Here is a 12,921-nt window from a genome sequence, read left to right as displayed (position 1 = left end):
CTCTCGCATCAGCTGGTCAGTTGTCGGACGTGAACACGATCGAGTCGAAGACGGCGCGTGCCTCTCTCGTCAGCTCCGGGTTGATGGATTCGTGGAATTGGGTCACCCAGGTCAGCGCACGCTGGCCGTTCAGGTCGATCACCCGGTAGGTTTCGCGTTCCTCCTGGGTCGAGTACCAGCGGGTGCATTCGTTGGAGAATTCTGAGTGGATGCAGAACTTGTCGCGGTCGCAGGCTGTGATGTCCACGTCGCCCTCGATGGAGTGGTCGAACTCGAAGCCGGAGTAATCGCCGACCACGACCTCGACGGGCTGGGTGCTGGCCGTTGACGTCTGCGCCGTCATGGCGTCGACGAAGGCCTCAGCCGAGGGATCGACCTCGGCGAGAGCGCCCTGCCACGCGCAAGAGTCCGTCGGCACAAATGTCGCGGGCCACCACCCCACGACGACGGCCCCTTCATCCGGATGATCCGGGTCGTCCTTGGCCAGGACGTCACCACCGTCGCTCAACCAGCCGTCCGGGACGGTGATCTCGAAAGGCTCCGTGTAGCTGGTGACGAGGAATGTGCCGGCGTCGATGTCGCCGCTGTCCGGCAGCGGTGGGACTGCGCCAGCGTCGCCGCCGTCCGGCTGCGCTGGAACCGTGCCGGCCACCGTGGTCGGAGAACTGGCGGACGGGACGGAGGCGTCGTCAGGCGCAGACTCGCACCCGCTGAGACCTCCGATCAGTGCGATAGCCACCAAGGGCAAGAGATGGCGCGACCGCTGGGCGGCCTTTTCGAGGGATGTCAGGGAACTCATCGATCCACCAAGCCGCTATTGGTGCTGTGAGGCCCCGCAGCCGGTTGGCCTCGCGGGCGGCAGGGGATGGGATGCCGTCGCCCTAAGTCTCCTCCGGTACAGAAGCCGTAACAATGAAGAGTTGTACGGAGATCAGTTTCGACTCATGCACCCCCCCCGAACCTCGGCATGTCCCGCGCAACCTTCTACCGCCGGTCACGGGAGCTGAACACGAAGTAGGACCCGCCACCTACCGCGGCCAAGACGCCGCCACCCAGCGTTGCGGCTCACGACGCCGGGAGTTTCCTGCACAGCAACCGCACAGCTTCGGAAAAGCGGAGCGCTAGGTCCGGGCGCGAGAGTGGAGGAACAACGACGCACCAGGAGGACACCGTGATCAGCTACCGACCTACCCCCGAGCTCACCGCCGGACGCAAGGGCTTCCGAGCCGCGATCAGCGCGATGGCGCTGGCCGCCGTGCTCGGCACCACGGCCTTCGCTCCCATCGGGGCCGAGGCAACGGCACCGGTCGCCGATGCGCGGACCGCCGTCGTCGTCGGGACCACGGTGCCCGCAGAGCAGGCGGTCATCCGGCGGCAGGACACGGGCGGCTCGCTGGAGCAGGGCGCTGCAGCCGGACCCTCGACCGCCTGAGACAGCAGCATCCCGTCGCAGTCCATCACCTGGCAGGGCCTGTGCGGAATACTGGACCGGTACGCGAGCAGGACAACAAGCAGGACACCAAGCGACGCCCGAGCAAGACACCAAGGACACCACGATGGCTGACGCCTCGCACCATTCGATGACGGACAACCTGCCGCGGCTGGCGCATCCCGACGGCAGCCCCATCCGGGCGCTCGTGGTCGACGACGAGACGAGCCTGGCGGAACTGGTCAGCATGGGTCTGAGGATGGCCGGCTGGAGCGTGACGACGGCCAGTGACGGCCTCACCGCGGTGTCCGCCGCGCGGGACTTCCGCCCCGATGTCCTGGTGCTCGACGTCATGATGCCCGGTGTCGATGGTATCGAGGCGCTGAAGAAGATCCGTACCTTCGCCCCGAACGTCCCTGCCCTGTTCCTCACCGCGAAGGACGCCGTGCAGGACCGCATCTCAGGCCTCTCCGCCGGTGGTGACGACTACGTGACCAAGCCCTTCAGCATGGAGGAACTCATGCTGCGCCTGCACCGGCTCGTCCAGCGCTCGGGGGTCGCGGCGTCGGACTCCGCCGAACTGGTGGTCGGGGACCTCGTGATGAACGTCGACACCCGCGAGGTGACCCGTGGCGGGGAGGACATCGCCTTGACCTCCACGCAGTGGGAACTGCTGCGCTACCTCATGGAGAACCCGCGCCGTGTGGTGAGCAAGTCCCAGATCCTGGACAACGTGTGGAAGTACGATTTCGGCGGTCAGGCGAACATCGTCGAGCTCTGCATCTCCTACCTGCGCAAGAAGATCGACGTCGGACGCCCGGCCATGATCCACACCATCCGCGGCGCCGGCTACGTCCTCAAGCCCGCCGCTCCGTGACCCAGCGCGACGACGCCCTCCACGCACCTCCAGGGCATCACCCGCTCCATCTGCGCACGAAGCTGATCCTGGCGACCGTCGCCCTGCTCACCACGATCTGCGTCGCGATCGGCGTGTTCAGTCATCTGGCCATGAGCAGCTACCTCACGGGTCAACTTGACGAAGCCCTCAGTCCCGCCGCGGGTCGCGCCGGCCTTCCTGGCGGTCGAGGTGGGCCTGATGAGGATGATCAACGCTCCTTCCGTGATCTTGATCCGGGGAACGCTGCCGGGCAGCGGCCCGGCACCCTCAACGCCGTGTTCGGCGACGACGGCGCGGCGCGGAGCTCCGCCCTCGTCAAGGACGATGGCAGCACCGAACCACTCACCGACGACGATCTGGAGCTGCTCGCCGCCATCGACGCGTCCGAGGGACCCGACGAGCTCGTGCTGTCGAGTGGGCGCTACCGGGTCGACGCCGCGACGCTGCCTGTCGAGTTCACGTCCGAGGGAGCGGTCCTCGTCACCGGACTTCCCACCGCGGAGAGGGACAGCACTCTCCTGTCCCTCGACCTCACGGTCGCCGGGCTGTCCCTCGCAGGCCTGGTCCTGACCGGACTCGCCGGAACGGTGATCATCCGCCGGTCGCTGCGCCCGCTGGAGGAACTGTCCGCCGTCGCGACCTCCGTCTCCCAGCTCCCCCTGTCCTCGGGCGAGGTGGCCATCCCCGTGCGCGTACCGCCGGCCGCCGCGCAGCCTGGCACGGAGGTCGGCACGGTCGGGTTGGCCCTGAACGAGATGATCGACCACGTCACCGGCGCACTGCGGGCTCGCCATGCGAGCGAGATGAAGGTCCGGCAGTTCGTCGCCGACGCCAGCCACGAGCTCCGCACTCCCCTCACCTCGATCCGCGGGTACACCGAGCTGATCCTCATGAGCGAGACGGTGAGCCCGTCCGGACGGTCCGCGCTCGAGCGCGTGGACAGCGAGTCCAAGCGCATGTCCTGCCTCGTGGAGGATCTCCTGCTGCTCGCGCGCCTCGACGAGGGCCAGCGCGGGGATCCCTCCGACGTCGACCTGACCGAGCTGATCGTCGAGACCACGAGCGATGCCCAGGTTTCCGCCCCCGGGTATTCCTGGAGCCTGGATCTGCCGGATGAACCCGTCGAGGTCCGGGCCGTGGAAGCCGAGATCCGTCAGGTGCTCATCAACCTGCTCTCCAACGCACACAAGCACACCCCGCCCGGCACCGCCATCGCCACGGCCCTGACAGTGGGGGAGGGGGTCGCGAGCATTTCTGTCACCGATAACGGCCCGGGCATCGCCCCGGTGTTCCTGGACACCATCTTCACGAGATTCAGCCGGGGCGACGCCGCGCGATCCGCGAATACCGGCAGCACGGGGCTGGGGCTTGCTATCGTGCAGGCCCTCGTCGAAGCCAACGGCGGCACCATCAGCGTCGACAGCGAGCCCGGACGGACCGAGTTCCGCGTGGACCTGCCCGTCGCACAGCCCCTGACGGGGGCCGGCCATAGGTCCGGCTCGGGAACCTCCTAGCGCCCGCTTGCCGTGGGTGCGGGACTTCGCCGGGTCGATCCTCCGCTCGATAGAGTTCAGCCCATGGACGAACTCACTGCCTTCCTCGAGGCCCGCCTCACCGAGGACGAGAAGGCTGCGCGGACGGGCAATCTGCCCGAGGAGGTGTGGGGTGCCCGCGGCTGGCACGACCCGGAGCGCGTGCTGTCCGAGTGCCGGACCAAGCGGAGGCTCGTGCTGTATGCCACCACCCAACTCGACAAGTCACATGGCTTCGAGGTGCTGAAACTACTCGCGCTCCCGTGGTCGGCCCGTACCGATTACCGGCAGGAGTGGAGGACCTAGGAGCGCATTCCGCGGGGCAGGGAAGGGGTTCCGTCGTCCTTCCGCAAGCTTTGCGCAAGAAGCTGTTGATAATCCAACACGGCTGCCCGCCGTCGTTACCCTTGAAGTGTGCCTATCCATTCGACTCCCGTGGGACCTGGCCAGCACCAGGCCGACGGCATGGCACTCCCTCCCAGCGATGCCGCCCAGGTTGCCGGCGCGCCCGGAAAAGCGGCGCCTCTGTTCGACCCGTCGGTCCTCGACGACATGAGGGCCGATTTCTCGGACTCCGCCGTCGTCGGACAATTCGCGCGTGACTTCTGTGCTTCGCTCGACGGGAAGATCGATCGGCTCGAGCGACGCATGCAGGCCGGTGACACGACCGGAGCCGTGGATGGGGTCGTCAGCGTCTCCACGTCGGCGGCGATGGTGGGGGCGGTGCGCCTGACACAGGTTGCGCTCGGAATTCAGCGGCTCATGGCAGAGGACAAGCCCGATGACGCCCGACACTCGTTGGCGCTGCTGCGTGCCTGCGCGACGGACACCGTCGCCGAGATCAGGCGAGCCGTTCCCGAAGCGCGCTCAGCTGCGACGCCCTAGCGGGAGGTTGCGTGACGGCATGATGCGGAAGCCGACACCGCGCACCGTGGTGATCAGCTCCGGGTCCCCGGAGGTGAGCGCGAGCTTCTGGCGGAGATTGGCGATATGCACCTCGATGGCTCGCTCATCGGTCCGGCTGACGAAGTTGTAGCCGCGATAATCACGGCCACGGGAGATGCGAACCAGTTCCTCCTTGGTCCGTACGGCACCGTTGCTGCGCAACAATTCCTGGAGCAGGTTGAACTCGGTCTTGGTGAGCGGTAGTTCGACGCCGGAGCAGATCGCGATGCGCGCTTCGCTGTCCACGATGAGGTTGCCATGGCGAAGGAGGTTGCCCGCCTCGTCCACGGCGTCGTCGTCGGATGGGGCGGCGGCCGGAGTGGCGGGGACCGTGGGCGGGTGAGCCGCATCGTGGCCCACGCGCGGACGGCGGAGCATCGCGTCGATGCGTGCCCTCAACTCCCGCGGTCGGAACGGCTTCGAGACGTAGTCGTCGGCGCCCGCCTGCAGGGCGGTCAGGATGTCCATCTCGTCCGTGCGTCCGCTCAGGACGATCACGTAGCAGTCCGTCGTCGAGCGGATGCGTCGCAGCACCTCGTACCCGTCGATGTCGGGCAACCCGATGTCCAGGGTCACGATGGCCGGATGTTGCTGCCGGACGGCGTCGACGCCATCCCGGCCCGTTGCCGCCCCGCTGGCATGGAAGCCGCCCTGCTCGAGGATGGCACACAGGAGGTTGCGGATGTCGAGATCGTCCTCGATCACGACAGCTGCCCGGCGATCACCGGATGGAGGATTATTCATGGCGCGTGGCCCCGTACCGGTGCGGGATCGGGGCAGCTATCGACCCACGTGCAGGACGCCGGGTGAATGCGGGTACTTCAATAACGACGGATGTCCGAGACATGTTCCGTGATCCTGTTCTCTTCGGCGGCCCGGCTGACCGCGTGGGTCCCGTGGCTTTGCGTCCCCGGCTCGCGCCGGGTTTGCCTTTGTCGACGGGCAGCTGCCCGCTCCCTGATGTTAGCAACTTGCGGAGACATCGCCGGAACCGAGCAATTTTTCAGCGGTGGCGGCGGCACCGTGGCGGTGCTCGCGTGCCTCCTGCGGCTCCTGTGCCCTCATGCGCCCGCTGCCCGTGAGGTCGGTTGGCGGAGCAACACCGCTGCACGCCGGACGCTGACCCCTTGGGGTCTCCGCCGGACTACTCCCCGTTGGCCCGCGCTTCGATCCAGTCGGTCGCCGCATCGGAGAGGAAGATGCCGTCGGGCCCGCGCTCGCCGATCCACCAGGGGTCCGAGGCGATCAGGCCGCCCGCGCGACTGATATCGGCGGCGACTTCAGGTGTAAGGGCATCACCGTTGTTGTTGATGAGCCAGTCCCGTGTGCCTGGAAGGACGGAGGGCCACCACTGTTCGAGATCCATGCCCGCAGTATCCCCCGATTCCCCGGCATGGGGCCAGGGGAGGAGCCGGTCCAGGAGATGGTGTACGCGCACGTCGATGTCGTCGCGGACCAGGCGCATGCGCTCCATACCCTCGATGCCGCGCGTGCTCGGCTCGTCGGTCTCCCAGCGCTCGTAGCGTGTGCCTGCTACCTCCTGGACCCGGGCCTCACTCCCGAGGATCACGACGACGTCGGCCGCGTGCTGGGCGTCGTCCGTCACCGGCTTCGGGGTTCCGCCGCTGATGTCGATGCCCAGCTCCGCGAGCGATTCGGCGGACAGCGCGTTGATCGAGGTGCCGGGTGCGGTGCCCGCCGACATGACGGTGATCCTGCCGTCGGCATGATGCTCCATGAGGCCCGCTGCCATCTGGGACTTTCCGCCGTTCCTGGCGCAGACGAACAGGACGGTGGGCCTGGCTGCCTTGAAGGTCATCGACCGGTTCCCGTCCTGGTCGTCAGGACGTCTGCCAGGGCGTCGAGTGCGCCCGGGACGAGAGAGTAGTACGCCCAGACCCCACGCTTCTCGCGACGGAGGATCCCGGCGTCGACGAGGATCTTGAGATGGTGGGACACCGTCGGCTGACCGAGGTCCAGCGGTTCGGTCAGGTCGCAGACGCACGCCTCACTTCCGGGACTCGCGCTGACCAGGGATACCAGTCGGAGCCGATTGGGATCGGCGATCGCCTTGAACTGCCGCGACAGGGAGACGGCGCGGGCCGCGTCCATGGGAGCCGAGCCGGACGGCACGCAGCACGGCGCTGTTTCGACAGGTTCGCTTCCCCCGACGATGGCGGCGCGGGGATCGGTAGCAGTGGACATGACTTCAGTATGCAGGACATCGATGCTCATCGATGTAAAGTCCGACAAGCATCGATGACCATCGATGCTTGCGGCGTGGGTCCTTCCCGACCCGAGGAGGAGCACAGTGCGTACCGAAGTCCAGGCAGTGCGGCGGCCCGACCCGTCCGACGACACCGTACGCAGCAGGCTCTCCACGCTCGACAGATTCCTCCCGGTGTGGATCCTTGCCGCGATGCTGGTCGGTCTGCTGCTGGGTCGCTTCGTCCCCGGTATCGCGGGCGTGCTCGACGCCGCAGAAGTCGCGAACATATCGCTGCCGATAGCCTTGGGCCTGCTGGTCATGATGTACCCGGTCCTCGCCAAGGTCCGCTACGGCGAAACCGGCACGGTGCTGCGGGACCGCAGACTCATGGTCACCTCGCTTCTGCTGAACTGGCTCGCCGCCCCGGCCTTGATGTTCGTCCTGGCATGGGTCTTCCTTCCGGACCTGCCCGAGTACAGGACGGGGCTGATCATCGTCGGGCTCGCGCGCTGCATCGCCATGGTCATGATCTGGAACGACCTCGCCTGCGGGGATCGGGAAGCGGCAGCAGTCCTCGTACTTCTCAATTCGGTGTTCCAGGTGCTCGCGTTCGGGGCGCTCGGCTGGTTCTATCTCCAGTGGTTGCCCGATCGACTGGGCCTCTCCACCACCAGTGCGGAGTTCTCCTTCCAGGCCATCACCGCAAGTGTCCTGGTCTTCCTCGGAATCCCGCTGCTCACCGGATTCCTGACGCGTGTCATCGGCGAGAAGGCGAAGGGCCGCGCCTGGTACAAGGAGCGCTTCCTCCCGAGGCTCGGCCCGTGGGCCCTCTATGGACTGCTGTTCACCATCGCCCTGCTCTTCGCCCTGCAGGGCGAAGAGATCACGTCCAACCCCTGGGACGTCGCCCGCATAGCGCTGCCGCTGCTCGCGTATTTCCTGGTGGTTTTCGCCGCAGGGATGATCATCGGGCGGTTGATCGGGCTCGGTTATGCCCGCACAGCGACCCTCGCTTTCACCGCCGCCGGCAACAACTTCGAACTCGCCATAGCCGTCGCCATCGGCACCTTCGGGGTCTCGTCGGGCCAGGTGCTGGCAGGCGTCGTCGGGCCCCTGATCGAGGTTCCCGTCCTTGTCGCCCTGGTCTACGCGGCTCTGTGGTCGCGGCGCCGGTTCTTTCCCGATGCTCGACCGCCGGCGCGTGTCACGCCGGAGGCGGAATGATTCTCCTGGTGACCAGCTCGTGGAAGAGCTCGATGAACCTGTCCTCGGTGTCGAGGCAGTCGGCGAATCCATGGTGGCGGGCCTTGATGGTCGAGGTGACGTTGTCGAAGCCCGAGCGGAAAAGGAAGTCACCGAAGGACCAGCCGACGAGGTCCTCGAAGGGGGTGGGCACGAGGTTGTACTTGATCACCATCCGGTGCCAGAGATCCTCATGGTGGGGCATCGCTTCAGTCAGCGGTACGGGTTGCGGTTCGGCGTAGTCCATCTGGAAGTGCCTGGCGAACGCCGGCCACAGGTGACGCCACCGGATCTGATCCCCGTTGGTGATGTTGTAGACCTCTCCGGCGGCGCGGGCTTCCGAACCGGCCCAGACGGTTGCACGGGCCAGCAGGGACGCGTCGGTCACCTGGTACATGGCGTCGTAGGCGGCATGGGTTCCCGGAAACCGGAGGGGCTGACCTAGTTCCCGGCAGATACTGGCGTACACGGCGATAACCATCAGGATGTTCATGGGGTTGCCCACGGCATATCCCACAACCCCTTCGGGGCGCAGCATGGTCGCCTGGAAGCCGTGCGCGGCTGCGGCGGCGCGGAGGATGTCCTCCTGCTCGTAGTAGAAGTTGGGCTGGATCAGCCGCGGATCACGTTCCTTGGCGGGAGTGTTGAAGTAACCCAGGTGCGCGCCGTACGCCTTTCCGCCCTGATACAGGGTGCCGTGACGCAGCGGAGCACCCGCTTGTTCCAGTCCCCGCAGGGTGTTGGTCAGCAGGGCGGCATTGACCTGGATCTGCTCGCTGGTGGTAGGCCGCTCGACGTAGGCCGCGAAAACCAGGTGGGTGGTGTCCCGGGCACCTTCCAACCCGGTCCGGGCTGCTTCCCGATCGAGCAGGTCCACGGGCAGGTGCTCCCACTGGGCGCCGCTGACCGGACGGCGGCTCAACCCCCGCACAGCTACCCCCCGACGGGCGTATTCGTCCGCTACATGCCGGCCGATGACGCCGCCGGCTCCAGCAACGGCCACCACGTGCGTCTGGTCCGCTGCCGCTGCCGGCACAGCGGTAGCCGGTTCGATGTCGGTGCTGGTCACGGCGGGCTCCTGCGGTGGTGGGCGATCGATGCCGGCGGTAGCCGCTGCCGGATGCCCGCTTCGATGGTTGGACGTCCCCACGATATCCATACGGAAGGACTCACCGCAGGGAGGAATGTGGCGTGCCGATGGCCTTGCCCGCCGGGACGAGCCCTTGACGATCAGAAATCTGGCATGGGTTCGACGATCTGCCTCGGGTTATTGCCGGTCGCACTCCCTGGAAGCCTTAGGATCTCGGGAAGGGGATCCTGGAGGGGACACGGGGTGGATGACCGATGCAAAGAGTTGCTGCAGCCGGCGGGAAAGCGTGTATCAGCAAGCTCGGTCGCGCCCTGATCCGCCTGTCCTGGCTACCGGGTACGGAGGTCTCCGGGAAGGATGCACGCGATGTCATCAGGTGTAGCAACATGCTCGTGGACGATGCTCCATATGCGATCCTCGTCAACATGCGCGAGCTCCGCAGCCTCAGCATCGACGCGCGCTATGTGTTCGGAGGCGATCCGAGAGTGCTTGCTGCAGCCTTCCTCGGGTCCGGGCCCATGGACAGGGTGCTCGCGGCAGGATCGGAACTGGCCCGGCACCCTACCCGGTTCTTCCTGTCGGAGTCGGAAGCCATCACCTGGCTTCTTGAGCATCTTCAGGAAGCGTGAGGCCCGCTGACGGTGGTGTGCCTGGCATCGAAGGACGGTGTGGTCGCAGGGGGGACAGCGTGGACAGTGTGTCGGATGCAACGGACGTGGGGACCTTCACTGCCGGGATGAGGGACTCCATCCTCTGGGTGGAGTGGGGCCGTAGCGTGACGGTCAGTGATGCGATGGCCGTGGCGCTGATCGAGCGAGCCAACCAGGTGTGTCCGACCGTGTGCCCGCCGATGCTCGTGGAACTCAACGGCATGGTGACGCTGACCCGAGGAGCCCTGCACCACTTCGCCACCGGGCTGAACATCGCGGCGATGGCGCTGGTGGGACCCTCGGCAGTCGACCGCATGCTGAGTGACTTCTTCAGTCGGGTCCACCACCCGCCGTATCCCACCAGTCACTTCGGCGACTCCCGACAGGCGATCGCCTGGCTGAGCGATCACCCGCACAGCATCTGAACCAGGGGTGCGGTTCCTGACCGGCCCCGCAACGGCGATAGGTCGCGGAAGCAGCCCGGAGCGGTGACGACAAGCCTGCACATCTGTTCAGCCTGCTTGTGCTGCTGTGCGGACATCTCCTACTCTCGTGAACCTTGGGGGAAATCGGTCGATACAAAGGAGTACCACCCTTGAAGTCCCGCATCCCGTCCCTGTTCGCCATCGCCGCCGTCGTGCTCGGCGCCTTCACCGCCGCGCCATCCGCGAGCGCCGCAACGACGACCGAGCCGATCGTCGCGGTCCCGTCGGTGTCCCCTCCCGGCGCCAATGACTGGGCCTGCAAGCCTTCTGCTGCCCATCCCGAACCCGTCATCCTCGTCCCAGGCACCTTCGAGAGCATGGCGAAGAACTGGTCTACGCTCTCTCCCGTCCTCAAGCAGGCGGGGTATTGCGTCTTCGCCCTCGACTACGGCACGACCAACGGCGTCCCGGCCACCGGTCCCATCCGTGCGTCCGCCGCGGAACTCGGGCACTTCGTCGACGATGTCCTCGCCGCCACCGGCGCGCGCAAGGCCGATCTCGGGGGCCACAGCCAGGGCGGCATGATGCCGCGCTACTATCTCGGATTCCTCGGGGGAGCGAAGAAGGTGGACCACCTGGTGGGGCTGGCGCCGTCGAATCACGGAACGCAGGGCGTCATCAGCCCGGCGACCGGGGACCTGACCGCCGGCGGAGATGCGAGCCCGTTATGTCAGGCCTGTGACGACCAGGCGGCCGGCTCACCGTTCATGCAGGAGCTCAACTCGATCGGCGACATCGTCAACGGCCCGGTCTACACGGTCATTTCCACCCGCTACGACGAGGTGGTCACGCCCTACCCCAGCCAGTTCCTTGCAGGTCCGGCGAAGCGCGTAACCAACATCACCCTGCAGGACGTGTGCCCCCTGGATCCCTTCGAGCATGATCAGTTGCCGAATGATCCTGCCGTCCACCAGCTGGTCCTGCACGCACTCGGCAGGACAGCAGCGCCCGCAGATCCCGCCTATCGACCGCGCTGCCTGTAGGCGCTACCTCGAGGGTCCTCCCACGTAGTGAGTCCCCGACCGCCCGCACGGTGAACCCGGGTACCGTGGCCTGATGGCAGCCACCGATCCCCGTCAGCAGCACATCGTCAGCACGCTCGTCGAGGCGCATCAGGCCCTCATGGGCGTCGATCCACTCGCATTCCGCGCGAGGTTCCGCAAGATGGCCGCGGACCCCTACGCTTTCTACCGCGGCAGCGCCTCCCTGTTCTACACGGACATGGAGAAGCTCGACGACGCCTGGGCGGACGAGCGGACGAGTCGCGTCTGGATTCACGGAGATCTGCACGCCGAGAATTTCGGCACCTATATGAGCAATGAGGGGCGCCTCACCTTCGACGTCAACGACTTCGACGAGGCGTATGTGGGCCACTTCTCGTGGGACCTGCGTCGCTTCGTCGCCTCGCTGACGCTGCTGTGCTGGCAGAAGGCCCTGCCGTCGCGGGCGGTGCGGGACCTGGCGCGCACCTATCTCGAGGCGTACCTGGGGCGTGTCGAGGACTATGTCGACGACGAGAAATCCGCCTTCGCGTTCGGGCTCGAGAATACCGGGGGCACCATCTACCGGGTATTGCAGCAGGCACGAGCCGCGCGGCGGACACGCCTGCTCGACTCGCTGACACTCATCGAGGACTACGAACGCAAGTTCCGCGACGACGGCTCGATCCGCGTGCTCGACGATGACGAGCACGCCGAGGTGGAGGAAGCGTTCGAACACTATCTCTCGACCATCCCGGACAGCGAGCGCTCGCGGCGCCGTGTCTTCTACCGCGTCAAGGGCATCGTGGGGAAGAAGGGCTTCGGGATCGGAAGTGCAGGGTTGCCGACCTACAACGTGCTGATCGAGGGATTCGACGAGGCTCAGGAGAACGACATCATCCTGACCATGAAGCAGTCGAATATCGCCGCCCCGAGCCGGATCATCCACGACGAGCGCGTCAGCGGCTACTTCGAGGATGACGGGCACCGCGCTGTCATCAGCCAGCGGTCCCTGCAGTCGCACACGGACCCTTTCCTGGGATACACGACCATCCGCGGGGTTTCGTACGTGGTCTCGGAGCTCTCGCCCTACAAGCGGGACCTCTCCTGGGAAGACATCACGGAGCCGGACCAGATGGTGCCCGTGCTCGAGGCCCTCGGCCAGGCGACGGCCAAGATCCACTGCTCCACCGACGAGGACAGCGACCACGACCTCGTGCCGTTCCGCACCGAGACGGCGATTCTTGCCGTCGTCGACCCCTCCCGCAACGATTTCATCGAGGACATCATCGGGTTCGGTGAGGCCTACGCCGACACCGTGCGGAAGGACCACGCGCTGTTCGTCGATGCTTTCCGGGAAGGCCTCATCACCGCTGTCCCGGCGGCGTGAACGGAAGGACTTGAGTCGAACCGGCTCAACTTGATTTTGACCTCCGGCGCCCGGCACCTATAGTTGAGTGC

The 12,921-nt window shown here is 66.4% G+C and carries 15 protein-coding genes and 1 riboswitch; of the genes, 10 read left to right on the top strand and 5 right to left on the bottom strand.

The features are described from left to right. Positions 1-16: 16 nt before the first annotated feature. On the bottom strand, positions 17-799 hold the full coding sequence (locus tag D6T63_RS02420) for a hypothetical protein (RefSeq protein ID WP_120147406.1): 783 nt from the start codon (positions 797-799) through the stop codon (positions 17-19). Positions 800-1,171: 372 nt separating this feature from the next. On the opposite strand from D6T63_RS02420, the gene D6T63_RS02415 reads away from it, so the two are divergent. The 5 genes from D6T63_RS02415 to D6T63_RS02395 all read left to right on the top strand — a co-directional run bounded on the left by D6T63_RS02415 (position 1,172) and on the right by D6T63_RS02395 (position 4,744). Further along, positions 1,172-1,432, top strand: a complete 261-nt coding sequence (locus tag D6T63_RS02415; protein WP_120147405.1) for a hypothetical protein — start codon at positions 1,172-1,174, stop codon at positions 1,430-1,432. Positions 1,433-1,556: 124 nt separating this feature from the next. Continuing rightward, positions 1,557-2,306 (top strand): response regulator transcription factor, encoded by a 750-nt coding sequence (locus D6T63_RS02410; protein WP_120147404.1) that lies wholly within the window; start codon positions 1,557-1,559, stop codon positions 2,304-2,306. After that, positions 2,303-3,841, top strand: a complete 1,539-nt coding sequence (locus D6T63_RS02405; protein WP_235830499.1) for a sensor histidine kinase — start codon at positions 2,303-2,305, stop codon at positions 3,839-3,841. The genes D6T63_RS02410 and D6T63_RS02405 overlap by 4 nt, the downstream gene beginning before the upstream one ends. Before the next feature lie 63 nt (positions 3,842-3,904). Next, positions 3,905-4,165, top strand: coding sequence for a DUF6221 family protein (locus D6T63_RS02400; protein WP_120147403.1), 261 nt, complete (start codon positions 3,905-3,907; stop codon positions 4,163-4,165). 108 nt (positions 4,166-4,273) lie between these two features. Then, the gene (locus D6T63_RS02395) at positions 4,274-4,744 is read left to right on the top strand and encodes an Hpt domain-containing protein (protein WP_147394286.1); all 471 of its coding nucleotides are present in this window, start codon (positions 4,274-4,276) and stop codon (positions 4,742-4,744) included. On the opposite strand, the gene D6T63_RS02390 is transcribed toward D6T63_RS02395, so the two are convergent. The 3 genes from D6T63_RS02390 to D6T63_RS02380 form a co-directional block, all read right to left on the bottom strand. Continuing rightward, a complete protein-coding gene (locus D6T63_RS02390) occupies positions 4,727-5,548 on the bottom strand; it encodes a response regulator transcription factor (RefSeq protein WP_120147401.1) in 822 nt (273 codons plus the stop codon). The genes D6T63_RS02395 and D6T63_RS02390 overlap by 18 nt on opposite strands. Positions 5,549-5,670: 122 nt before the next feature. Continuing rightward, positions 5,671-5,745: riboswitch (cyclic di-GMP riboswitch) on the bottom strand. A gap of 203 nt (positions 5,746-5,948) precedes the next feature. After that, a complete protein-coding gene (locus D6T63_RS20070) occupies positions 5,949-6,623 on the bottom strand; it encodes an arsenate-mycothiol transferase ArsC (protein WP_120147400.1) in 675 nt (224 codons plus the stop codon). Then, positions 6,620-7,009: an ArsR/SmtB family transcription factor gene (locus tag D6T63_RS02380; RefSeq protein WP_182976848.1), complete on the bottom strand. Its 390-nt coding sequence runs from the start codon at positions 7,007-7,009 to the stop codon at positions 6,620-6,622. Before D6T63_RS02380 ends, D6T63_RS20070 begins: the two co-directional genes overlap by 4 nt. 127 nt (positions 7,010-7,136) lie before the next feature. On the opposite strand from D6T63_RS02380, the gene arsB reads away from it, so the two are divergent. Continuing rightward, on the top strand, positions 7,137-8,237 hold the full coding sequence (arsB, locus tag D6T63_RS02375) for an ACR3 family arsenite efflux transporter (protein WP_268878001.1): 1,101 nt from the start codon (positions 7,137-7,139) through the stop codon (positions 8,235-8,237). Here the strand turns inward: arsB and D6T63_RS02370 are convergent. Further along, the gene (locus D6T63_RS02370) at positions 8,218-9,324 is read right to left on the bottom strand and encodes an SDR family oxidoreductase (protein WP_235830498.1); all 1,107 of its coding nucleotides are present in this window, start codon (positions 9,322-9,324) and stop codon (positions 8,218-8,220) included. The genes arsB and D6T63_RS02370 overlap by 20 nt on opposite strands. Before the next feature lie 275 nt (positions 9,325-9,599). Between D6T63_RS02370 and D6T63_RS18855 the strand changes: the two genes are divergently transcribed. The 4 genes from D6T63_RS18855 to D6T63_RS02350 all read left to right on the top strand — a co-directional run bounded on the left by D6T63_RS18855 (position 9,600) and on the right by D6T63_RS02350 (position 12,850). Further along, positions 9,600-9,974, top strand: coding sequence for a DUF7793 family protein (locus D6T63_RS18855; protein WP_147394285.1), 375 nt, complete (start codon positions 9,600-9,602; stop codon positions 9,972-9,974). A gap of 107 nt (positions 9,975-10,081) precedes the next feature. After that, positions 10,082-10,420, top strand: coding sequence for a DUF7793 family protein (locus D6T63_RS02360; protein WP_147394284.1), 339 nt, complete (start codon positions 10,082-10,084; stop codon positions 10,418-10,420). Positions 10,421-10,590: 170 nt separating this feature from the next. After that, positions 10,591-11,463 (top strand): esterase/lipase family protein, encoded by an 873-nt coding sequence (locus tag D6T63_RS02355; protein ID WP_120147395.1) that lies wholly within the window; start codon positions 10,591-10,593, stop codon positions 11,461-11,463. A 73-nt stretch (positions 11,464-11,536) separates the two neighbouring features. Beyond that, the gene (locus D6T63_RS02350; protein WP_120147394.1) at positions 11,537-12,850 is read left to right on the top strand and encodes a DUF2252 domain-containing protein; all 1,314 of its coding nucleotides are present in this window, start codon (positions 11,537-11,539) and stop codon (positions 12,848-12,850) included. Positions 12,851-12,921: the final 71 nt, after the last annotated feature.

Origin of the sequence: Arthrobacter cheniae (genome assembly GCF_003602275.1) — a bacterium.
In the GTDB taxonomy this organism is placed as follows: domain Bacteria; phylum Actinomycetota; class Actinomycetes; order Actinomycetales; family Micrococcaceae; genus Arthrobacter_D; species Arthrobacter_D cheniae.
Note: the sequence above shows the minus strand (reverse complement) of the source record. Positions and strands in the feature narration are given on the sequence as shown.

Coding starts and splice junctions, on each gene's coding strand:
- D6T63_RS02360 (WP_147394284.1), top strand. CDS start 10,082: ATGAGGGACTCCATCCTCTGGGTGGAGTGGGGCCGTAGCGTGACGGTC.
- D6T63_RS02380 (WP_182976848.1), bottom strand. CDS start 7,009: ATGTCCACTGCTACCGATCCCCGCGCCGCCATCGTCGGGGGAAGCGAA.
- D6T63_RS02420 (WP_120147406.1), bottom strand. CDS start 799: ATGAGTTCCCTGACATCCCTCGAAAAGGCCGCCCAGCGGTCGCGCCAT.
- D6T63_RS02350 (WP_120147394.1), top strand. CDS start 11,537: ATGGCAGCCACCGATCCCCGTCAGCAGCACATCGTCAGCACGCTCGTC.
- D6T63_RS02410 (WP_120147404.1), top strand. CDS start 1,557: ATGGCTGACGCCTCGCACCATTCGATGACGGACAACCTGCCGCGGCTG.
- D6T63_RS02390 (WP_120147401.1), bottom strand. CDS start 5,548: ATGAATAATCCTCCATCCGGTGATCGCCGGGCAGCTGTCGTGATCGAG.
- D6T63_RS02400 (WP_120147403.1), top strand. CDS start 3,905: ATGGACGAACTCACTGCCTTCCTCGAGGCCCGCCTCACCGAGGACGAG.
- D6T63_RS20070 (WP_120147400.1), bottom strand. CDS start 6,623: ATGACCTTCAAGGCAGCCAGGCCCACCGTCCTGTTCGTCTGCGCCAGG.
- D6T63_RS18855 (WP_147394285.1), top strand. CDS start 9,600: ATGCAAAGAGTTGCTGCAGCCGGCGGGAAAGCGTGTATCAGCAAGCTC.